The sequence below is a fragment of the Leptotrichia sp. OH3620_COT-345 genome, assembly GCF_003932895.1.
Lineage (GTDB): Bacteria > Fusobacteriota > Fusobacteriia > Fusobacteriales > Leptotrichiaceae > Pseudoleptotrichia.
Genome location: NZ_RQYW01000005.1, coordinates 114,848 through 137,657, shown reverse-complemented (window position 1 = coordinate 137,657; position 22,810 = coordinate 114,848). Strand labels below are relative to the sequence as shown.

The following is a 22,810-nucleotide window of genomic DNA, read 5'->3' as shown; positions in this document are numbered from 1 at the left end:
CTCCGTTCTTTTATTATTCTGTTTTATATATCTTATACTTTTACTTAATTACTCTATTTTTAAAATTTTACATTTTTTATTTCCGTTTTTTTATTTTTTCCGACTTTTAAAAAACTTTGCATACACTTTTTTAAATTCATCATCAGTTTCCAATTTCTTTTCTATTAAATCTTTTCTATTTTCCAAAGTTTTTTCTATGGATTTATAATATCTGTATTCATTTATTTTGGCATGATTTCCACTTCTCAAAACTTCAGGTACAAAGTATCCGTCTATTTCTATAGGACGTGTATACTGAGGAAATCCTAACAGACCGTTATAAAAAGAATCCGTTTCAAAAGATTCCTTTTTTATGACCCCCTCTTTTATCCTTATTACCGAATCCATAAGAACCAATGTCGGCAAATCTCCACTACTTAATACATAATCTCCTATGGATATTTCTTCATCTACAAATTTATCAATCACTCTCTGATCAAGACCCTCGTATCTTCCTGAAATTACAATAATTTCTTTTTTTAGAGAAAGCTTCGTTACCTTTTTATGATTTAACGTTTTACCTTGAGGTGACATGAATATAACATACGGTTTTTCATTTATAGTCATGACACTTTCACTATCTTTTATATTTTCTTCATATTTATCGACATCAAATTTTTTATTAAAATAGTTCCAGTATGCTTCAGGTTTTAGAACCATTCCGGCTCCCCCTCCAAAGGGAATATCATCCATCTGTGAATGTTTATTCCAAGCATAATCACGTATATTTACAATGTCATAATTTATAATCCCTGTTTCTACGGCTCTCTGAATAATAGTCTGAGATAAATATATTTCAAATAATTCAGGAAATAAAGTTAATATTGTAAATTTCATATTTTCTCCCTTCTGTTTCATACTTGTCAATATCATTAAAAAAATTTATATATTTTATTTTGTTAAAATCGATTTGAATATCCTTCATAATATCTCGAAATTTTTTAGTTTTTATTTTTTTCAGAATATATTCAAAAATATATTAACACAGATACATAAAAATTTCAAAATATAATAATATATAAAGTAATTCTTTTATAATATTTATTGCCCTGCTTTCCATATTCTTTTATATTTTAAAATTTAAATATTATGATTTTAAATATAAAAAATTAATAATCTATTTTAAATTTTGCTGATTGTCCGATAAATTAATTGATATATTATATTTGATTTAAAACCTTAAGTTTTATTTATTTTTTATATTTATTTTTTTCTTAATTAGTCCCATATAATTTTAATAATATTAAATTAAGATTTATTTTTCCAATAAATATAAATTAGTTTTTACTTTTTCAGTTGAAATTATACATAAAAAATACTATAATGAATTATTATAAAGAAAAATATTTATTATAAAAGAAGGAGATGATTAAAATAAAATTATCATACGAAGAAAAAGGAAATGGAGAAACTATTATTTTAGTCCATTCCTATTTATGGGACAGAAATATGTGGAACGGGCAGGTAGATTTGCTGTCTAAAAAATATCACTGTATTTCCATTGATTTACCAAGTCACGGAAAAGAAACTGCCTTATTAGATGAAAATTATTCCCTCAAAAACTTAGCTGAAGACATAAAAGTACTTATAGATGAAAAAGGGATAAAAGAATATCATTATATCGGTCTTTCAGTAGGAGGAATGCTCATTCCGTATTTATACGAAACTGATGCAGAAAAAATCAAATCTCTTATAATGATGGACAGTTATTCAGGAGCAGAATCTCCTCAAAAAAAGGCACTGTATTTTCAAATGCTAGACACAATTGATCAGATTAAAACAATCCCTCCTGCAATGGCCGAACAGATTGCAAATATGTTCTTTGCCAAAGAAAAATGCAATAACGAAAATATCCACTATGCAAATTTCATAAAAAGACTGGAAAATTTTGAACAGGAAAAAATAAAAGATATTGTAATTTTAGGAAAAGCCATTTTCGGGAGAGAAGATAAATTGGAGACATTAAGTGAAATAAAATGCCCTCTTTATTTCATTGTAGGAAATGAAGATGAACCAAGACCTCCGAAGGAAAGTATAGAAATGAGTAAATTAGTAGACGGTTCAACATATATAGAAGTTCCTGAAGCCGGACATATATCAAATATTGACAGTGAAATTTTTGTTAATGGAAAATTTGAAGAAATCTTCTTTTAATGCTAGCTTATAATATTTATGAGGACTATAGTAGTCCTCATTTTTATATTACCGATTTTTCTTATACTTTGTAAAAATTTTCGATAAATCTCTACAAGTCACTCCAACAATTAAAAATATATATTAAATTATAAATTTTATGTATTTTTCTGTTTTCATAAATTAATGAAAAACAATATCTTTCAGTTTTTAAATTTATGTTTTATAATTCAAAATAAATTTTTAATTATGAAGATTTGCTATGTAAAATGCAAAAGTATGTTAATCATAAATCTTGTTATTTCTGCTTTTATCATTTCAGTAAAAATCATGATTTTCATTCTATATAAATTCCTATATTAAATATAGAATTATTTTTGATTTACAAGACACTTATTCGTGATTTAAATTATTTCATATCCGAAAATATTTTATTCATTGAAAAATTAAAATACTGTTTCACTCTTTCCTCATTCCTTCAATAAGTTCAACTATTACACTATTATTTTTAAAATCTATTTTTTTTATAAACTCGTCTACTAAAGGAATCATTATTTCTTTTTTGTTTAAAACATCTTCTATAATAAGTATATTATGTGCCGCTGTTTCCATCACATCAATAATTTCTCCTATTTTTTCTTCTTTTTCAAAGACTTCCACTCCAAGGAGATCTTTTAAATAAAACTCATTTTCATTTTTTTCAGGCAACAGATCTCTTCTTATTTTTATTTGAAATCCGTTTAATTCCTTTGCTGAATTAATATCTTTTATTTCTTCAAAATCCATAATAAGCTTCTTTTCATTCAGCCTCTTAATTTTTTTTACAGTAAGAAGCTTTCGTTTATCTTCTTTTTCCAACAATACTTTTTCATTTGATATTAAATCTGTATCCTGAAAAATAGAATTTACTTTTACACTTCCTGTCAAGTGATGTGTTCCTACAACAGTACCTATGTTTATTAGATTTTCCATTTTTCTCTTTTCCCCTTCAATTATTTGCTTCTCACTTTCTTAAAACTTCTACTTTCTTCTGCTATCTGTTTTAATTCTTCCAATGTTACGTTATCAAAATTGGCTGCAACTGCAGATATTACACCCTCTACTAAAGGTGCATCAGCAATTTCGGCTCTGATTTCATGCTTTAATTCTTTTATTGCATTTAATGCGTGAAAAACTGAACTTCCCATATCTACAAAAATAAGAACTCCTTTTCCACTGTCAGCTTTTTTCATCGCTTCCTTTACATTTTCAGCACTCGTTCCATATACTTCCTGACGAACATTTCCTCCATTTTCAATATTAAATTCTTCCTGCTGTAATACTTTTGAAAAGTTTATAATTTCCTCTGCCAGTCTATTACTGTGACTGACTACTACTATTCCTACAAGTTTTTTCTTCATTTTATATTTTAATCCTTTCTTTAAATTTATTTTTCTCCGAGCAGCCTGTCAAGTATTATTGAGACGGCACTTCTCACCGATAAATGATTATATTTCGTCTTTCCGCGTATAGGTTCAAGTATTTTATAAGACATATTCATTATTTCCTCAGTCAAACCCCAGCCTGTTCCAAATAAAATTAAATAAGGGTTTTCATCTGTGGTGATTTCTTTACCTAAATCTTCATATGAAACCGTATTTTCAAATATTTTTGCTGAAGTAGTTATAATTCTCGGCATTTTTCCTTCATTTTTATAAATTGCTTCCACAGCTGACTGCACTGAAGTTTCCAAGACTGTATTTTCAAAAGCTTCATTTCTATTTTTATTAAATTCTATCCCATCTCCTTCAATCCAGTAATCTATTATTCTTTTTGTAAGTTCCTGTTGTGCATCTACAGGAGTTATTATAAAATATTTTTTTATGTCATATGTTCTGCATGTTCTCGAAATATCATGAATATCAAAATTTGTAACTGATGTAGCCACTGTGTCATTGTTCCTGTTATATACGGGATAGTGAACTAAAGCGGTATAAATGTTATTTCTCATTAAACTTTTTAAACACTCCTTTCTTCATTTTTTCCATTTTCGTTTTATTATATCATTTTTTATTATATTTTTTAACCTGTTTAAAAATATTTGACATATAAAAACAGTATACTTTAGAAAGATAAGATAAAAAATCTCTTTACTATCTTAGAGAATTTATATATAATATTGGTAAGAGGTGATAGTTTTGAAGATGTCAATAAAGGAGTATATGAAGGAACGTAACGTTTCAAGAAGGACCATTTATAATCGTATTGAAAAAGGGCAACTTGAAGTTATAAAAGAAAAAAATAAAACATATATTGTAAAAGAAAATTTAAAAGCGGGAATTAAGAAATCCGAAATAAATATTTCCCGATTAAGAGAACTGAATGAAATTTTAGACTCTTCCAGAAATTCTAATGAAATCCTAAAAAGTTTTGATTACCCTTTTTTAAGGGAAAGACTTTCTTCTATTGAAAAGGCACTAATCAATTTCACCATGGACATAAGTAAGTCAGATATCGAACTTAAAGAAACAATTAAAAAATTTACAGAAGAAATATTTGAAAAATTTGAAAATTCCAAAAATAAAAATGATAATTTCATGGAAAATCTTTTAGTCATAAATGAACAAAACAGTAATTTTTTTAAAGAAAACATTGAAAATCTAAAAAATAAAGTTGAAATTCTTGAAAATACACTGAAAAATATAGAAAATAAACTTGATGAATTAATAAAAAAACAGGAAACTAAAAAAGGACTGTTCAGATAAAATAAATTTTTTTATAATGGAAATACTTAAATATTCTTTCAAACAGTATTTCCATTTTTTATTGGAATAACAGAAAAATATCTCATAAATTAAAAATAATCTTATAATTATAAATAATGTATTTAAAAATCAAAAATTATTATTTTATAAAATTACATAAATACATATTTAGTACATTTTACAATTGCAAGATAACTCTTAATTTTAAAAGAAAATTTTTTAATGCTTTATTTTATCCAGATTCAAATAATTCAAAAATTTGGCAGATTATGATTTTATATTATAGAATATTTATGTAAAACAATGTTCAAAATAAAAATATAAATAAAAATTTTTAATGATTTGATCTTATAAAAGGGAATAACGGTTATATAAAAACTAAAAAGGAGTTGCTAAAAATAGCATACTCCTTTTTAAATTTTATTTTTTATACAATCTGTTCTTTCTACCGAAATATTTTATTCCTATAAATGCAAATACAAACATTAAAAGACTTATCATATAAGGTGCTCTTATACCGTAAACCATCAAGTCTTCAGCTCTGAATGTACTTACAAAAATTCTTATAACTCCGTATATTATGAGATAAATCATACTTAATACTCCCGGATTATACTCTTTCTTCCTAAAATAAAACCAGAGCAGTAAAAAGCCTATCAAATTTAGAAATGATTCGTAAAGCATTGCCGGATGTAAAGGATAATCCGGAAATTCAATTCCTGCCGGAGTATCTTTGGGAAAAACTATTCCCCATGGAATGAGCTCTTTAAATTTTGCCTGCATTTCAAGAGACATAGACTGATATGAAATCCACCACTGATTGAAATTCCCTGTAAATATTACATTTAAAGGAGTAAATGTCGGAACACCGTGAACTTCACCATTTGCCAAATTGCCGAATCTTCCTAAAAATTGTCCAAATAACAAAGGACCTACGCCCATATCAGTCAATACCCATATATTAAGGTTATATTTTTTAGCATATAAATATGATCCAATAAGGCCTCCTATTATTCCTCCATGTATTGCAAGCCCTCCTTCCCATACTTTCAATATAGAAATAGGACTGATCATATACTCACTGAATTTAAAAATCACATAATACAACCTTGCTCCTATAAGACCTGAAATTATTGCCCAGAAAGCAAAGTCTTCTATCATTTTCTTATCTTTTATTCCTCTTTTTTCGGCTACTTTATCTTTTGATGCTATGAATATTCCTACAAGAAAAGCTATTATATACATCAGACTGTATATCCTCAACTCAAAGTTACCGATTTTAAATAAATAAGGTTTCATTTATTCTCCTAACTGTTTTTTCAATTCTTCTTCAAGTACAACAAAAAAATCATTTATCTGTTCTTTGGAAATTTCTCCTAATATCCCTATTCTCATCAGACTGTCGGCATATTTTCCTTTTCCTCCCGTAACAGTATATCCTTTATTTTCAAGCTCATTTATTATACTTTTTATATCTATCCCTTCCTTATAAACCGACACTAAAGTATTAGTTCTGTTTTTTTCTTCTTTTACAAGTAAAGTAAACCCTAGCTTTTGAGCCTTTTCTTCTATTAATTTCCTTAACTCATATTTTTCTTTTACAGTCACATCGGTACCTTTTACGACAAGTTCTTTTAATGATTCATGTAATGCAAGGATTAATGCTATAGCCGGAGTATAAGGAGTTTCAGACAAATCATAAAAATATTTCTCATACTGCTTTATACTGAAATAGTATTTTGGCAAGTCGGATTTTTCTATTGCTTTTTTAGCTTTGTCACTTATTGCTACAAAAGATAATCCCGGAGGTATTAAAAAGGCTTTCTGACTTCCTGCAACAGCTACATCCACATTCCATTTTTCAAAATCAAATTCATTTGCTACAAGTCCGCTGACAGCATCTACAATAAGTAATATATCACTATTTTTTGTTAATTCGCCCAACGCTTTTATATCATTCAGTATACCGGCGGAAGTTTCACTGTGAGTAACTAAAATCCCTTTTATATCAGAATTTTCATTTAATGCTTTTTTTACATCTTCAAGTTTATATCCCTCTCCGAATTCATAAATCAGCTCTATTACATTTAATCCGTATATTTTACATATTTTTTTATATCTTTCTCCAAAATACCCTGTATTTATAACAATTACTTTTTCCCCTTTTGAGAAAAAATTTACTACTGAAGCTTCCATTGCTCCTGTACCCGATGCTGTAATAATACTCACATCGTTATTTGTTTTAAATATTTTTTTCAGATTTTCATTGGATTCTTTTAACATTTTTCTAAATTCGGGGGTTCTATGATGTATAATATCCTTTCCCAGTATTTTTAAATATCTCTCCGGTACATTTGTAGGTCCCGGAGTAAGCAATAATTTAGAACTCATAATACTCTCCTCCTGTTTTTATTATAATTTTTTATTCTGCATTAAACAACACATTATAAATCAATTACTATAGATTTTACTTTCGTCATACTCTGAATACTGTACTTTATACCTTGCACTCCGACACCGGACCCCTTTATTCCTAAAAACGGAAAATTATCCGGACCTCTTTGAGTTTTATTATTTATCTGAACTGTTCCTACTTCAAGTTTTTCCGCAATATGAAATGCTTTTATAATATCCCTTGTAAACACTGAAGTTTGAAGCCCGAATTCTGAACCATTACATATTTCTATAGCTTCTTCCATTGATTTTATTCTTATAAGAGGCAGTACAGGCCCAAAAGGCTCTTCCCACGCTATTCTCATATCAAGTGTGACATGATCGAAAAGTACCGGCCATAGAAGATTTTTCTCTCTTTTATATTTTGTGAGAGCTTTTGCTCCTTTTTCCTTGGCATCCGTTATAAGCCCTTCTATAAAATCTGCTGCTCTGTTATCTATTAAAGGAGTTATGTCTGCATTATCAAAAGGATCTCCTACTTTTAATTTTTTTACTTCTTCAGTTATCAACTCTGAAAGTTTATCTGCAACATTTTCCATTACAAGAACTCTTTTTATCGCAGTACATCTCTGACCTGAATAACTGAATGCTCCGCTAACTATATCTTTCGCGGCTTTTTCCAAATCGGCATCATCCATTACTATTGCTCCGTCTTTTCCTCCTAATTCAAGCATTATAGGACGCATCCCTGCCACTTCTCCTATTTTCTTTCCTACAGGTGTACTCCCTGTAAAATTTATAAAGTCAACCATAGGATGGGCAATTAAATAATCTCCTATTTCTGATCCTTTTCCTGTTACTGTATTTATAACTCCTTTAGGAATTCCCGCTTCATAAAATGCCTTTACAAGAAGCAGTCCGCTTATTGAACCCTGAGTAGGCGGTTTAAATATTACGACATTTCCTCCTATAAGTGCCGGAGCTATTTTAGAAGCTGAAAGGTTTACAGGATAATTAAATGGAGCTATTGCAAGTACAAGGCCCATAGGTTCTTTTCTGACAAGAGCTATCTTCTTTTTACTTACCACTTCAAAGCTTCCTCCTTCAACTATTTCACCAACTGTTCTCATTCCTTCTTCAGCAGTATATCTTATAAGCTCCACTGTCCTTGTAACTTCATTTATCGCCGCTTTTATACCTTTAGATACTTCTTTTGCAAGTATTTCTCCTATTATTTCCTTATCTCTTTCCAAAATTTCCGCAGCTTTATATAAATAATTAGCTCTTTCAATTACAGCCAGATTTTTCCAGTCATTCAAAGCTATTTTAGCGGTTTCCATCGCATAATCCACTTCTTCTCTTGTCATTGACGGAACCGTTCCAAGCTCTTCACCATTTATAGGTGAATATATTTTAATTGCCTTTTCCGATCCTTTCCATTCCCCATTAAGTAAGTTCGTATACTTCATCTTTTCTCCTTCTTTTCATTTCACATTACAATTTTTAATATTTTTTTGTTATTTTGTCATATTCCAGTAAATGCTTTAATATATTTTCCACATCATTTAATTTTAACATATTAGGACCATCTGACTTGGCTATCGAAGGATCGGGATGTACTTCGGCAAATATTCCGTCAACTCCCACTGCTAATGCCGCCCTTGCAAGGGGGTAAACATAAGTGCTGTTTCCTCCTGAAGTTTCCCCCTGTCCTCCGGGTATCTGCACTGAATGTGTAGCATCAAAAACTACCGGATAATTGAATTTTCTCATCTCAAGAAGTCCTCTCATGTCAACAACTAAATTATTATATCCAAAACTTGCACCTCTTTCACAAAGCATTATATTTTTATTTCCTATTTCTTCAAATTTTTTTACTACATTTTTCATATCCCATGGAGCTAAAAACTGCCCTTTTTTTATATTTACAGCCTTCCCCGTTTCGCCTGCGGCAATGAGAAGATCCGTCTGTCTTGATAAAAAAGCAGGTATCTGAAGCAGATCTATCACTTTTGCTGCTTCCTTACAGTGCCAAGGCTCATGAATATCAGTTGCCAATGCTACTCCGTACTTTTCTTTGACTCTTGAAAGAATTTCAAGTCCTTTTTCTATTCCCGGACCTCTAAATGATGAGATAGATGATCTGTTTGCTTTGTCAAACGATGCCTTAAATACATACTGTACTCCAAGTTTATCAGTAATCTCTTTCATTTTTTCAGCTACTTCCATAACCAGATCCTCTGATTCTATAACACATGGACCGGCTATTAAAAACATTTTTCCGTTTCCTACTTTAATATTATCAGTAATTTTTACTTCGTTTACTTTATTTATAAGCATATAAAACATCCCTTCTGTAAAAATATATAAATAATTTTATCATAATATTAACTGAAAAAAAAGTATTTATGATTAATAAATGTCATTTATAGTATATATTATTATTGAATTTTTCATTAATCTTTTTATTATTAATATTGAAAAGTAAAAAAGTCAGCTTGAGAATATGACATTACCTGTTGTTTTTTATGTAATATTTTTATGTTTTTGAAAAATTTTATCTAAGATAAACTTAAATATATTTTTAGTAAAACATTATATTAAACTTTATTAAAAAAATTAAAAATATCAAATTTTTCTGGCAAATAATTAAAATTTTTCAACTAATTTATTGAAGATTACTTACTTACAAAAAAGTAAACAAATTCAAGTATAAGTCCTGTCCTAATACTTTAATATTATATCTTTTCTTCAAATACCATTTTTTTCATATTTTGTTTATAGTTATAACTTCAACTTTTTTCTTAATATTTTTTATTAAAAAATATTGTTATTGTTAAAAATTTTAATTTTATTATTTATAATTATATCGGCATTAAATTAAAACTATACTAATCAGTATAAATTTTATTTATGCTCACCTTCTATCCTTTTCTAAAAAATTTCAACTGAAATTTACATAATGTCTGAATAAAAAATATTGCATTTTAATATTATTTTGTAGTATAAATTATATGTGGAAGAAAATAAATTTGAAAGGAGAGTCAGAATAATGGCAAAAGAAACTTTAAATCCGTTTGAAATTGCACAGAAACAGATAAAATCAGCGTGTGATAAATTAAACACAGACCCTGCTGTGTATGAAATTTTAAAAGATCCTATGAGAGTTTTGGAAGTTTCATTTCCTGTAAAACTGGATAACGGAACAGTAAAAACTTTTACAGGATATCGTTCTCAACATAATAATGCAGTTGGTCCTTTTAAAGGAGGAATAAGATTTCATCCTGATGTAACAAGAGATGAAGTAAAAGCATTGTCAACATGGATGACTTTTAAATGTTCCGTTGCAGGTATTCCTTATGGGGGAGGTAAAGGAGGAATAACTATTAACCCTAAAGAATACTCTGCAGCAGAACTGGAAAGAATTTCCAGAGGTTATGCAAAAGCAATTGCTCCATTAATCGGAGAAAAAGTTGACATTCCTGCTCCGGATGTAAATACAAACGGTCAGATTATGTCATGGATGGTTGATGCCTATGAGGAAATTGTAAAAAAATCCACTCCGGGAGTATTTACAGGTAAGCCTTTAGAATTTGGAGGTTCCCTTGCAAGAACTGAAGCAACAGGATACGGGGTTCATCTTGCTGCTAAAAAAGCGTTAAAAAAATTAGGAAAAGAAGTTAAAAATTCTACTTATGCAATACAAGGCTTTGGAAATGTAGGATACTATACGGCTTACTATGCTCATAAGGACGGAGCAAAAATTGTCGCTATATCCAATGTGGATACTGCATTTTATAATGAAAACGGAATTGATATGGAAAAAATAATAAAAGAAATGGAAGCAAACGGATTTGTAAAAAATAACGGATATGGGAAAGAGATCCCTCATAAAGAACTTCTTGAACTGGAAGTTGATGTTTTAGCACCTTGTGCATTGGAAAATCAAATTACTTCTGAAAATGCCGACAGAATTAAAGCAAAAGTTATTACAGAAGGAGCTAACGGGCCTACTACTCCTGAAGCTGACAAAGTTCTGTTTAAAAAGGGAATTGTTGTTGTTCCTGATATTCTTGCAAATGCAGGAGGAGTTGTAGTTTCCTATTTTGAATGGGTACAAAATCTACAAGGATACTACTGGGAATTTAATGAAGTTCAACAAAAAGAAGCTTCTCTTCTTTCAAAAGCATTTGAAGATGTATGGGATTTAGCCGATAAATATAAAGTTGATTTAAGAAATGCTTCTTATATGAAAAGTATTGAAAAAATTTCTAAAGCAATGAAGTTAAGAGGTTGGTTTTAATTTTTTAAAATATTTCTAAGGAAAGGACTGTCGACTTATGAAAAATATATTTATAGCAATACTGACTTATAAAAAACCATTAGATGAAATAAGTAAATTTCGCCCGGCACATCTGGATTTTTTAGATATATATTACAAAACAGGAAAATTTATTGTTTCAGGAAGGCAGACTCCTCCGGTTGGAGGTGTAATATTAGCTCATAATGTTACAAAAGAAGAACTGGAAGCTATTTTAAAAGAAGATCCCTTCTACATAAATGAACTTGCAGATTTTGAAATAATTGAATTTACCCCTGCAAAATATGCAGAAAAATTTGAAACATTTATTAAATAAGTATTTTATAAGGTTTAAAAAGAAACCGCCCGAAAATATTCTGAAGGCGGTTTTTTCTTAATCTGTATTTTTAAATAATTTATATTTAATATATAAACAAAAAATTAAAAAATTAATACAGCTTAAATTTTTAAAGTTTTTATATATTTTATCTTTCTTGACATCGAGTCTCTACATAATAAAAATTAACTTTTTACTGCATACTTATATAGAAATCCCATATAGAATTTTAATATTCTACAATTTTAAGATCATTATACACATCTCTGTCAAATTCATTTATTTTATTTGCCACAAGCATAGCGACATATACATCTATATCAACATTATTTAACGTTCTGAACATTCCTGAGAACCAGTCTATTCCTATAAGAACAGCTATACTGTCAAGAGGTAGCCCCATAGAAGTTGCTAAAAATGTATAAACTATAATTGCTCCCCCCGGTACAACAACACTACCCATACACATCAAACAGGAAAGTATTACAGCCATTACCATCTGATAAGTTGTAAGATGTACTCCTGAAAATTGAGCCATGAAAAATATTGCAGTGACATTACATAATGCCCAGCCTGATGAATTCATAGACATTGTTATCGGCCCTGTAAAATCGGCTACTTTTCTGCTGACGCCGAATTTTGTCACCGAATCTTCCATTTTTGTAGGAAGGGTTATGGCACTTGATGTAGTTGTAAGAGCTATAATAGACATTTTGGCAAATTTCTTAGGCATTTTAAACGGACTTACTTTACATATGAAAGCTGTCATAAAACCATAAATTATTAATTGGAGAATCCCTCCTATAATTAATATCCCAAGAAATTTTATCATAGGTATTACTACTGTAAATCCTTTACTTCCTGTCACATCCGCTAATAGACAAAATATTCCTATAGGTGATATTTTCATTACATTTTTTATTATATTAACTATAATTTCATTAATAGCCGTAACCCAGTCTAAAATAATAGTTTTTCCTGTATCTTTTATATATTGAGACATTGCTGTTCCAAAAAACAGCGAAAATATTATACATGGTACCATTGCACTGCTTGCCATAGCTGAAAATACATTTGTCGTAAAAAAAGCAAGTATTGTATCTTTTAGTGAGCTGTCCTGAATCGGACCCGCAGTTGTTACATTTTTACCTACTTCAGTCATATGTGCAACTCCTGTTCCGGGCTGAATGAGATATGCAAGTCCCGCTCCCATAAAAGCCGAAATAAGAGTAAAAAATATGATCCATTTAAAAGTATGAATACTCATTTTTCCAGTATCACTGCTGTTTCCTCTACCTACTGCTACTATAACGGCAGACATAACTAACATTATAACAGACATTTGGATAAGTCTTAAAAATATATCTCCAAACACCTTTAAATTTGAGGACCATTCTCCAACAATACCTCCGAATATAATACCTCCAAAAGTAGCTATCAATATCTGATTAGTTAATGACAAATGAAACATTTTTTTATTTTCAGGCATTTATTATCTCTCCTTTTCTTATATTTTAGGAGTAAACTATAATTATTTTTTACTTGCAAAAGCACTCTGTCCTCCGAATTTATCGTAATGGACTATGTCGCTAATTAAATATTCATATATCCCCTTTTCAACAGGAATTCCTTCTTTCTGATATTTTTCATATGTAAGTTGAGATGTTTCTCCCGGATAATAAACTTGTTTAAATCCTTCAGCTGCAGGAATATTGTGAAGTTCTTCCTGGGTTTTTGCTATATTTTCTTTAAATTTATTTATGTCCATAAATTTCGCAGGATCAATTATTATAAATGTGTGACCTAAATCTCTTCCTTCAGACATTTTATCATACATTGACGATACATGTCCTCCGAAAGGCAATCCTAACATTAATCCTGAAAGAATATCTACCATCATCATCAAACCGTATCCTTTCGGTCCTGAAATAGGTAATAACGCTCCCACATCTTGAGGATTTGTAGTAGGTACACCTCTTCTATCCACTGCCCATGTATCAGGAATTTCAAGATTTTTTGAACGGGCATCCAGAATTTTCCCCCATGCCTGAACGGAAGTTGCCATATCAAATATAATAGGTAATTTCCCGGCAGACGGTGCTCCAAATCCTATAGGATTTGTTCCGTAATAAGGTTCTCTTCCGCCAAAAGGTACTACCATAGGGTCTGATTGACAGATAGAAATACCTATAAGGTCATTTGCTGTAATTTCTTCTAAATAGTAAGCCATGGTTCCACTATGACTTAATTTTGAAACTCCAACTACAGATACTCCCGTTTCTTTTGCCATCTCTATGGCATATTTCAATGCCTCATTGGCAACATATTGTCCAATTGCATTATCTCCATGGAAAATCCCTGTACTCGGTCCCGTTTTTTCAAAATACATTTCCGGTTCTATAGTAACCCCTTTTTTTGCTATTCTTTCAGCATAATAATCTACACGGACAGCCCCATGTGAATGAATACCGCAGCTGTCGGCAAATACCAAATGCCTTGCCACTTCATCTGCATGTTCCGATTTCAATCCCGCTTTTTCCAATTTATTTTGAATAAGATTGTGTAATTCCTTTGGCGATACTATAACTACATCACTCATTTATCTCACCTCATATAAAATATATTATTTTTTATCCCTTTTCAATCTTCTTTAACTTTTTCTATGCTTTAACACTTTCCTGACTTCCACTTTCACTTGCTGCACTGAATATAAACATACCTACAAGTAAAAGAACTGCTGCAAGATAAAATCCTGCTTGCATTGAACCGAACTTATCCGCTATCCATCCTGTTACGATAGGTGCTGTAATCGCTGCCGACATACCTATAAAATTGTATGCACTTAAAGCTGTTCCCAAGGCTTCTTTAGGAGAATTTTTCGTTACATACGCTACTAATATAGGATCCAATGCCAATTTTCCCGTTAATCCGTATAATATAAGCATAAATATGAGTAATCCCCTATCTGTTACAAACGCCATTCCGAATGTGGAAATTAATGCCAAAGGAACTAAAGAGAAAACAAACAATTTTGTCTTTTTAAGCTTATCTGACAGTCTTGAAATTATCAATGCTCCCGGTACTGAAGCCCATGGAACCAATGAAGCTATAAATCCGACACTTGTCCCTTCAAATCCTCTTTCAGCCTGTAAAAACTTAGGTAACCATGTAAGTATTACAAAATTTGCATAAATTGAACAGAAAAGTAACAGGAATGCACATAACAAGTTTTTATTCTTAAATACTGACAATCCGGATTTTTTAGCTTTTACAGTTTCCTCTTTATTGACTTCTTCTTTCTTTTTGTCAGCATCTTCTGGCTTTATAACTCTTTCTTTTAAAAACATAAACATTATCCCTATTATAATAGTAGGAACCGACATAATGAAAAATGGTAAACTCCAGTGATTTCCCTTTTCAAGAACTAAATAACTTGAAAGAAGATATCCTCCCGAAGTTCCAAATGCCATACCGCTATTTATTATAGCTGTTCCCAAAGTCAAACTTTTAGCCGGTATCGCCTCTCCTGATAATGCATACTGAGGTCCATAATATGCTCCTTCACCTATTCCCGTTATAGCACGATAAATCATTAAAATCCCTATTCCACTTGCTATTCCGCTTAAAAATGTACCTACTCCAAATAATATAAATCCAAGTGTAATTACAATTCTTCTTCCTATAATATCTCCCGCTATCCCGAAAGGAATCTGCATTATTGCATAAGTCAGGAAAAATACACTGTTAAGAGCTCCCAACTGAGTATTACTTAAGTTAAATTGCTCTGCTATTTTTCCCATAACAGGATTTAAAATTGTTCTGTCAGCATACATTAAAATCCATCCTACAAAACATAATGCCACTACTTTCCACCAATAACGCTCCGATACGTTCATCGCTTTATATCGTTTTTCCAACATACTGCTCATCTTATTTCCTCCATTTTTCCAAAAGATTTTTTATTCCCAAAAAAATTCCGAATAATATGTCATATCCTGAAGTATGCCCTATTTTAGTAATATTTGAAACTGAATTTTCAATATTTCCGGAAAATAATTCAAATAAAGTTTGATTTACATAGCCTCTGTTAAATGCATCAAAATACTGTCTACTTATATCTGTAGTCAAATCCCCATATATCAGTTTGACATTTTCAACATATATACAGGATACTAAACCATATCCGAGTAAAATATCATCACCACTTGGAGTAAGTCCTTTTCCTCTTCCTGTTAAATATTTCTGGCTTTCCGTCGTAATTCCGTTTTGTAAATATTTTATAACTTTATCTGTTTTTATTCCTGTTTTCTGATTAAAATCTATATTTTTCAGATATTCGAATATTTTTTTCAATATTCCTTCTGATTTTTTTATATTTTTGATTTCTAAATTTATTGTCTTTAATCCTGAAAGATTTAATTTTTCAATTCCCGACCGCTTATAAAAAAGCAAACTTTCCCCTTTTTTCATTACAATATTATCTATATCAACATTTAATATAAGTTCTTTTACTTTCTTTTCCGATATGGAACACCCGAAACTCACTAATCCCCTGTTTTCTCCTGAAATATGAATTAAATTTTCACCAAACCGTATATTTAGAGAATGATTAAACACACTGTGAATATATCCTGTATTATACTTTTTCAGATATAGGAGTACCAGCTTACTGATACTCCCTGTTTCTTTATCATCTTTGTATTTTCGATATAATTCCGCCATTAATCAATGTCCAGACCGATATGTTTTGCATATGCTATTAATGCCTGTTCAAAGCATGCTAACGGTGCTCTTACAGTTCCTGCTCCTACTTGTCCGACTCCTGCATTTTTATGAGCTATTCCTGTATTTATAATAGGAGTAATTCCTGTTTCAACTACTTTTCTTATATCTATTCCGAGAGGTGCTCCTTTGAAATCCCAAGTAGGTATTGCAAAATTAGGGTTATGTGTAGTACATATTTCAGACATTTCATCACTGACTTTTAAAGCATCCTTGAAGCCTCCCGCTCCAACAAATCTCGTTACTCCCGGAGCAGCTATCATTGTCATTCCTCCTACACCTACTGTTTCAGTAATTGCACTGTCTCCTATGTCAGGATTTGCATCATCTTGAGTAAATCCTGTAAAGAAAAGTCCTTTAGGGGTATTTACAGGAGCAGTAAACCATTCATCTCCAAGACCGCTCACACGTATTCCGAAATCTTTTCCATTACGTGTCATAGTTGTAACTATAGTTCCCATTTTATTGACACGGGCTCCGTCTACAACCGCTTTTCCTGTCGCCATCATAATATTAAGAAAAAACTGATCTGTATTTGCTAAAAACTGTATAACATCTTTTTTCATTTTATCATCCATATCAAGTGTCACTATAAGCGGTGTCACTTCTTTCAGGAACAGTAAACTTGCCGCAATATTACGTTGATGGAATTCATCACCCATTGTAATAGCTTTAGCAATGATTACATTTAAGTTTACTCCGCCTTCAACCTGTCTTACCGCTTTTCCTAAAACAGGACCTAATACATCTTTCATCCAGTGCAGTCTGTCTACAACTTCTTCGGAATAAGCACCGAAACGCAAGACTTTTCCTATTCCTTCGTTTAATGTACAGTAAGAGTGATTCCCTGTAAGTCTGTTTTCAACTACAAGTACAGGCATATTTGCGGAAGTTATCCCTCCCATAGGTCCTACAGCTTTCACATGATGACAAGGGATAAATGTCACTCCGCCTGTTTCTAAAAGTTTTCGTGCTTCAGCTTCATCTTTTGCCCAACCTTCAAATAATGCGGCACCGATGCATGAACCTTGCATAGGTCCTGTCATTTCTTCATACTTTATAGGCGATCCTGCATGTAAAAGTGCTTTTCCGTTTATTTCCGGTATTACAGTATGTGCAGGTACGACATCTATTAAGTAAGGAGCTGAATTTTTCATAGCTTCAACTACTATATCATTTTCTTTTTCAAGATTTTCCATATGTTTTAGCTGTTGTAAAATTTTAATAAGTTTCTGGTTTCCTCCTGCTATAGGTTTCCATTCAAATTGTGTACAAGTTCCTCCATACTGTATTACAGGTTCAGCAAATCCTGCAACTCCTATGTTGATAACTCTAGGTTTAGTAGAAAGAAGCTCACTTATTGCTCCACTTATTCCAGGTAAATCATTTACTTTTCCTGTATATTCTTTAAATTCTTTATCAGGTTCATCAATATCGGTTCCCATTAAATTCAATGCCAATCTCAATGCAGCAGCATTACTTTCTTTAACAAGCATTCCTGCTTCTTCCAGAATTTTTTGAGATTTTTCGTAATTTTGAGGATCTCCTTTTGTTCCACACACTGTTCCGATTACGTAAAGTTTTCTGTTTTCAGCTTCAGCTTTTTTCAATATTTCTTTTATAACCGGAGCTAGTTCTCCTGCCATATCATCATGTGCTCCGTATCCTAAAACTACATCCAACAAAATAATTCCTGTTTTAGAATCTGCTCCAAATTCACGAAGCTTTTCAATACGCACACTCGGATCAATCATAGGATGAGGTTTTCCCTGAGTATAAATGTCATCTCCTAAATCCATTATTTCAAATCCGTCAGTTTTCAGCATATATCCTTCTTCCTTTGCTGACGAAGATAATTTCAAAGCTTCTCCTACAAGCATTGCAGCCTCGTATGCCAAAGTTCCTCCTGAATATAATCCTTTTACAGTTTTACCTGAAATGCTATTGTCCTGAGCAGTTATATCAAGCTTCTTCTGATAATTTGCTTTGACTTTTTCTCCTTTAGCAAGATCTGTTGCAATTTTTGCACATTCTTCCAATGTATGAGCAAAATAAACATTTCCTTCATGATATTCAGGCTTTTCTCCCAAGAAGATGGCAACTACGGGTTTTTTTAGTGAATGTAACAACTGTATTACATCATCTTTAACTTCTTTTGCAGGAGGCTTGGAAACAACTGCTATTACATCTGTCGGATCATGATGTGCAAGTCCCACTAAAGCATCTTTCATAGTTACGGCTCCTACTTCTGTTGACAAGTCACGTCCTCCCGTACCAATTGCATGAATAACTCCTCCTCCAAGTTTTTCAATAATTGTAGAAATTTCCTGTATTCCTGTTCCTGAAGCTCCGACTATTCCTATATTTCCCGGACGAACAACATTTGTGAAAGCAAGAGGCACATTACTTATAATCCCTGTTCCGCAATCAGGTCCCATCACCAGAAGTCCTTTTTCATGTGCCTTTTTTTTCAATCTCACTTCTTCGCTTTTTGGAACATTATCACTGAAAACAAAAGCATGTAACCCATTATCAATTGCATTCTCTATTTCCACAGCAGCATAAATTCCCGGCACTGAAATCAATGCCATATTGGCATCAGGCATTACTTCTTTTACCTGTGACCAATTTCTTACTGATTTCTGAATCCCTGTTTCTTTTTTTACAGATAAATCGGATAAAAATCTATCAATTGATTCCAAAGCTTCTTTCACAACCGACTCATTGTCTGTATCGATTACTACCACCATATCACTCGGTTTTGCTTTTGCGGCTTCTTCTGAAAGAAGTCCCGCAGTGTTGAAAATATCTTTATTGGCATCGGTCCCCATCATAACCTGTACTTTGTTTATCCCTTTCATTATACTGATATGATTTGTCAACAACATCAGATTTATTGAATCCTGATAACTGTTTTCCTTTAATACTGTATAAAGCATTTTACTCCTCCTTTATTTTATAATTTTAAATTCATTTTCTATTATTATTATAGTATGAAATTTCAAATAGTCAATATTATTATTAAAAATATTTTTATTTTTTGTTATATGTGATATTTCAGATTAATAAAAACTCAATATTTAAAGCTATTTTCAATTTTATTTTTTTATTTTATTTTTTTTCTTTAAAAATGTTGACATTATAATAAAGCTGTGATAACTTATAACTGTTCAAAAAAATATGGATATGGAGAGGAGAAGCTCATTATAAGAGTACAAAATATGAAAAAAAAATTGGATACATTAGCATACGAATATATAAAAAGTAAAATAATGAACAACGAATATAAAGAAAGGGAAATTATACATGAAAGAAAAATAGCTGAAGAGCTTTCCATAAGTAAAACTCCCGTAAAGGAAGCTCTTTCTCAACTGGAAAATGAAAATTTTGTTATTATTAATCCTAGAAAATCAGTATCTGTAACCGAAATAGATTTAAAACTTATAAAAGATGTTTTTCAAGTTCGTTCAAGAATCGAACCTCTTTTAGTGGAACTGACAATTTTATTTCTGGATAGGACTGAACTTAAATCTTCTCTTTTGGATTTTAGAAAAAAGTTTGAAAAAATGGAACGGAAAGATAATGTAAGCGGAGCAGAATTTGATAAACTTTATGGAGGATATAAATATTTTTTTGCTGAAAATTGTGGAAACTTCTTTTTTTCAAAACAGATGACGCTGGTTTATGATCATCTGGAACGTATAAGAAAAGTTTTATACGGTCCTGACAATCGTAGATTAGAAGCCATAGAAGAACATATAAATATTATAAATTTAATTTTAAATGATAAAACTCCTATTGAAACTATTAAAGAATTATGTGAAAAACATGTAGAAGCTGCACAAATGGACTTTTTTAAGAATCTGGACAATTTGAACATATAACAAAACAGCTCTTTATTTTAAGTAAATTAAAATTATTAAGAGCTGTTTTTTTCATTTATTCATATTAAATTATCTTTATTTGTTTTTATGATTTTTTAAAATAATTTTTCCTTTTTAAGTTTTTATCATCTTCCAAAACTATCCGAATAAATCCTTATTTTTACTTATCCGATAATCTAAAATACTTATCCGAGTATAACACTGTTAATACTTTTAAATAATTATTTTATTTTATATTATATCTTTATGTCATTTCTGATGATTTTATAATCCGAAAGACTTAGGATTTACGTTTAAAGCAAGTTCTTTTGCAATAACCATTGACCATTTATAAAGCCATAAGAAACAGCTGTAATAATATTTTTGTCCTTAATATATCCTTCAATCATTGGATTTTCCAAAGCTTCATTCCAGTTTATCATATATTTAAGATCTTTTTCAAGAAAACCTTCTTCATGCAGTTCTTCTTTATTTACTCCCGCTATGAATTTTTTTTTAAAAATTCCTGCTTTTAAAAGTAATATCGGAGCTATAGAAACAGCACCTATGACATAACTTTCCACGTTAAATTTTTTAATAAAATTTATAATTTCATCATCTTCAATGGCTTCCCTTATATCATAGGCTCCTGTCAAAATCAATGAATTATATTCATTAATATCAAGTTCAGATATTCTCTTATCGGGCTCCCTCTTCACTTCTTATAGGAGAAATATCCTTGGAAAAAACTGTAATAGATTTTTTATTCATTGCTGATATTTCCAATAATATACTAAATTCAAAATTACAAAATGAATTATATATTAGGACTGCCGTTTTTTTCATATTCCTTACAACCTTTCCAAAATTTCCTCTCTCAATTTTCTAAATGCACGTCCTCTATGACTGACACTTTTTTTCTCTTCAGGAGTTGCAAGTCCGAAAGATTTATTCAAATCATATGAATAAAATACAGGGTCGTATCCGAAACCATTATTTCCCTCTTTTTTAAATAAAATTTCTCCTTTAGTTTCTCCTCTAAAAGATTTTACAGTTCCATCCGGAAAGGCTATACTGACAACAGATACAAAATAAGCTGTTCTGTCATCTTTTTTTATACTTTTAAGTTCTTCCAGAAGTTTTTTAATATTCAATTCGTCCGTTGCTCCTTCACCGTAATATCTCGCTGAATACACTCCCGGTTCACCGTTTAAAACATCAACACATAATCCCGAATCATCCGAAATAGTTATAATTCCTGTATATTTTGCTATTTCTGAAGCCTTTTTAGCCGAATTTTCTTCAAATGTTTCTTTATCTTCTATTACATCAGGAATGTTTATATTATCCAGTATTGTTAGTATTTGTATATCCAATCCCTCTATCAATTTTTCAAAATCTTTTATTTTTCCTTTATTTTTTGTGGCAAGAAAAATTTTCATCTCATTTCCTTTCTGCTTTATTATCTTGTTTTTTCATTTTTAAATTCTTCAAAATTGGTTTTTATTATTTTATTTACAATTTCATGTATTTCTTTCTGTTCTTCTTTAGTTAAATTTTCCAAATTTATAGGACTGTCAATTATTACTTTTATATTTTTATTTGGTTTAACTTTCAGACTTTTCTTACTTTGTACTTCATACGTTCCTACTAATGTAATAGGTACTATTTTTGCCCCTGTATCAGTTGCCAATTTAAAACTTCCTTTTTTAAATTCCCCTATTTCCCCATCGGAACTTCTGCTTCCTTCAGGAAAAATGACGTAAGAATGTCCATTTTGTATTTTGTGAATAGCTTCTTTCATATCTTTCATTCCTTGACGGGGATTTTTTCTATCAAGAAAAATACAATCAAAGGATCTCATCCATCGGCCTATCAACGGCCATTTCTTCATTTCTTTCTTAGCAATAAATGAAAAATTCAAAGGAAAATATCCTAAAAGTGTAGGAATATCTACATTACTTTGATGGTTAGAAATAAGAATTACAGCTTCTCCTGTTTCTTTTATTTTTTTTATATCTTCTTCACTTTGATTTTTATAAATCAGTTTTACTTTACTTCCGGAAGCCCAAATAATGTTTTTACCCCAGTTTTTTCCAACTTTACATACATACTTATATCTTTTTTCTCCTTTATTTAATAAAAGATACCAGTAATGAACAAAAGTTCCATATATGAATGTTCCTGCTAATATAAAATGATAAAATATTGTCCTCAT

At 30.6% G+C, this 22,810-nt stretch carries 21 protein-coding genes; 5 read left to right on the top strand and 16 right to left on the bottom strand.

The window, feature by feature from the left end:
• Positions 1–90: 90 nt before the first annotated feature.
• Entirely contained in the window at positions 91–876 is a 786-nt protein-coding gene (gene trmD / locus EII29_RS04695; RefSeq protein WP_125236380.1) for a tRNA (guanosine(37)-N1)-methyltransferase TrmD, read from the bottom strand.
• A 537-nt stretch (positions 877–1,413) separates the two neighbouring features.
• Here trmD and EII29_RS04690 point away from each other — a divergent pair.
• The gene (locus EII29_RS04690) at positions 1,414–2,193 is read left to right on the top strand and encodes an alpha/beta fold hydrolase (protein WP_125236393.1); all 780 of its coding nucleotides are present in this window, start codon (positions 1,414–1,416) and stop codon (positions 2,191–2,193) included.
• 438 nt (positions 2,194–2,631) lie between these two features.
• Here EII29_RS04690 and rimM read toward each other — a convergent pair whose 3' ends face one another.
• Genes rimM through EII29_RS04675 form a run of 3 tightly spaced genes read right to left on the bottom strand, consistent with a single transcriptional unit; the run spans position 2,632 to position 4,162 of the window.
• A complete protein-coding gene (gene rimM / locus EII29_RS04685) occupies positions 2,632–3,144 on the bottom strand; it encodes a ribosome maturation factor RimM (RefSeq protein WP_125236379.1) in 513 nt (170 codons plus the stop codon).
• A 20-nt stretch (positions 3,145–3,164) separates the two neighbouring features.
• A complete protein-coding gene (locus tag EII29_RS04680) occupies positions 3,165–3,572 on the bottom strand; it encodes a PTS-dependent dihydroxyacetone kinase phosphotransferase subunit DhaM (protein WP_125236378.1) in 408 nt (135 codons plus the stop codon).
• A gap of 26 nt (positions 3,573–3,598) precedes the next feature.
• Positions 3,599–4,162 (bottom strand): RNA methyltransferase, encoded by a 564-nt coding sequence (locus tag EII29_RS04675; protein WP_125236377.1) that lies wholly within the window; start codon positions 4,160–4,162, stop codon positions 3,599–3,601.
• A gap of 193 nt (positions 4,163–4,355) precedes the next feature.
• Here EII29_RS04675 and EII29_RS04670 point away from each other — a divergent pair, with 193 nt between their 5' ends.
• The gene (locus EII29_RS04670; protein WP_148096404.1) at positions 4,356–4,916 is read left to right on the top strand and encodes a DUF5320 domain-containing protein; all 561 of its coding nucleotides are present in this window, start codon (positions 4,356–4,358) and stop codon (positions 4,914–4,916) included.
• A 420-nt stretch (positions 4,917–5,336) separates the two neighbouring features.
• Here EII29_RS04670 and lgt read toward each other — a convergent pair whose 3' ends face one another.
• Genes lgt through kdsA form a run of 4 tightly spaced genes read right to left on the bottom strand, consistent with a single transcriptional unit; the run spans position 5,337 to position 9,650 of the window.
• Positions 5,337–6,215: a prolipoprotein diacylglyceryl transferase gene (gene lgt / locus EII29_RS04665; protein WP_125236375.1), complete on the bottom strand. Its 879-nt coding sequence runs from the start codon at positions 6,213–6,215 to the stop codon at positions 5,337–5,339.
• Entirely contained in the window at positions 6,216–7,307 is a 1,092-nt protein-coding gene (locus EII29_RS04660) for an alanine--glyoxylate aminotransferase family protein (RefSeq protein ID WP_125236374.1), read from the bottom strand.
• Positions 7,308–7,360: 53 nt separating this feature from the next.
• Positions 7,361–8,779: an NADP-dependent glyceraldehyde-3-phosphate dehydrogenase gene (locus EII29_RS04655; protein WP_125236373.1), complete on the bottom strand. Its 1,419-nt coding sequence runs from the start codon at positions 8,777–8,779 to the stop codon at positions 7,361–7,363.
• Positions 8,780–8,813: 34 nt separating this feature from the next.
• Positions 8,814–9,650, bottom strand: coding sequence for a 3-deoxy-8-phosphooctulonate synthase (gene kdsA / locus EII29_RS04650; protein WP_125236372.1), 837 nt, complete (start codon positions 9,648–9,650; stop codon positions 8,814–8,816).
• Between the two features lie 712 nt (positions 9,651–10,362).
• Between kdsA and EII29_RS04645 the strand changes: the two genes are divergently transcribed.
• Both EII29_RS04645 and EII29_RS04640 read left to right on the top strand, forming a co-directional pair.
• Positions 10,363–11,613: a Glu/Leu/Phe/Val dehydrogenase gene (locus EII29_RS04645; RefSeq protein ID WP_125236371.1), complete on the top strand. Its 1,251-nt coding sequence runs from the start codon at positions 10,363–10,365 to the stop codon at positions 11,611–11,613.
• 37 nt (positions 11,614–11,650) lie between these two features.
• Positions 11,651–11,947 carry a YciI family protein gene (locus EII29_RS04640; RefSeq protein ID WP_199726024.1) on the top strand — a complete coding sequence of 99 codons (297 nt, stop codon included), beginning with the start codon at positions 11,651–11,653 and terminating at the stop codon, positions 11,945–11,947.
• Between the two features lie 229 nt (positions 11,948–12,176).
• Here the strand turns inward: EII29_RS04640 and EII29_RS04635 are convergent, their stop codons facing one another.
• The 5 genes from EII29_RS04635 to fdrA form a co-directional block, all read right to left on the bottom strand.
• Positions 12,177–13,436, bottom strand: coding sequence for a dicarboxylate/amino acid:cation symporter (locus EII29_RS04635; RefSeq protein WP_125236370.1), 1,260 nt, complete (start codon positions 13,434–13,436; stop codon positions 12,177–12,179).
• Positions 13,437–13,478: 42 nt separating this feature from the next.
• A complete protein-coding gene (gene allD / locus EII29_RS04630; RefSeq protein WP_125236369.1) occupies positions 13,479–14,546 on the bottom strand; it encodes an ureidoglycolate dehydrogenase in 1,068 nt (355 codons plus the stop codon).
• Positions 14,547–14,607: 61 nt separating this feature from the next.
• Entirely contained in the window at positions 14,608–15,876 is a 1,269-nt protein-coding gene (locus EII29_RS04625; protein WP_125236368.1) for an MFS transporter, read from the bottom strand.
• A 1-nt stretch (position 15,877) separates the two neighbouring features.
• Entirely contained in the window at positions 15,878–16,669 is a 792-nt protein-coding gene (locus EII29_RS04620; RefSeq protein ID WP_125236367.1) for a DUF2877 domain-containing protein, read from the bottom strand.
• Positions 16,669–19,668 (bottom strand): DUF1116 domain-containing protein, encoded by a 3,000-nt coding sequence (gene fdrA, locus EII29_RS04615; protein ID WP_125236366.1) that lies wholly within the window; start codon positions 19,666–19,668, stop codon positions 16,669–16,671. The genes EII29_RS04620 and fdrA overlap by 1 nt, the downstream gene beginning before the upstream one ends.
• 282 nt (positions 19,669–19,950) lie before the next feature.
• Here fdrA and EII29_RS04610 point away from each other — a divergent pair, with 282 nt between their 5' ends.
• Positions 19,951–20,613: a GntR family transcriptional regulator gene (locus EII29_RS04610; protein ID WP_125236365.1), complete on the top strand. Its 663-nt coding sequence runs from the start codon at positions 19,951–19,953 to the stop codon at positions 20,611–20,613.
• 293 nt (positions 20,614–20,906) lie between these two features.
• Here EII29_RS04610 and EII29_RS04605 read toward each other — a convergent pair whose 3' ends face one another.
• The 3 genes from EII29_RS04605 to EII29_RS04595 form a co-directional block, all read right to left on the bottom strand.
• Positions 20,907–21,311, bottom strand: a complete 405-nt coding sequence (locus EII29_RS04605) for a DJ-1/PfpI family protein (RefSeq protein ID WP_199726023.1) — start codon at positions 21,309–21,311, stop codon at positions 20,907–20,909.
• 132 nt (positions 21,312–21,443) lie between these two features.
• Positions 21,444–22,034, bottom strand: coding sequence for an XTP/dITP diphosphatase (locus EII29_RS04600; RefSeq protein WP_125236364.1), 591 nt, complete (start codon positions 22,032–22,034; stop codon positions 21,444–21,446).
• Between the two features lie 20 nt (positions 22,035–22,054).
• Positions 22,055–22,810 (bottom strand): 1-acyl-sn-glycerol-3-phosphate acyltransferase, encoded by a 756-nt coding sequence (locus tag EII29_RS04595; protein ID WP_125236363.1) that lies wholly within the window; start codon positions 22,808–22,810, stop codon positions 22,055–22,057.